This window comes from Bartonella sp. AA86SXKL (genome assembly GCF_042196885.1).
The window spans coordinates 1-517 of record NZ_JBHIRE010000608.1; the positions used below are offsets into that span (position 1 = coordinate 1).

At 47.2% G+C, this 517-nt stretch carries 1 pseudogene; it reads left to right on the forward strand.

The features are described from left to right. Positions 1-517 (forward strand): annotated as a pseudogene (locus ACFIO5_RS13540) (DUF4815 domain-containing protein); the annotation flags it as partial.

Genomic DNA, 517 nt, shown 5'->3' on the forward strand with positions numbered 1-517 from the left:
CCGATAGCAAGGGCACCCTTGAGGGCGCTTTCACGATTCCACAAAATATTACGGCTGGCACAAAAAACGTTGTGGCAAGGGGAAAAGGTGGAACCATTGCAACGGGGCTTTTTACCGGTCAAGGTCTGATTGATGTGAAAGTGATGCGGCGCACCACAACAGTGAAGATATGGACGCAATTTGACCCACAAGCGCAAGTCTTTACCCCCGATGAAACACGGCAAATCACTGGAATTGACTTTCATCTTTGCAAAATCGGTAATGAGAACCATGATTTGGTGATTGATTTGGTGACAACCGAAAACGGCTATCCTACCGCCGATATTCAAGCGCAAAGCTTTTATTCTATGAAGGGCACAAAGCTAGGGTGGGCAGAGGCACGCTATGATGTACCACTCCTTGTGATGGATGACCGCTTAACGGCTTTCGTTATCAAGACAGATGATGCTGATCATTCTGTCTCACTAGCAAAGCTTGGGGATTTTGATGCAGAACACCAGAGATACGTCTCGAGTCA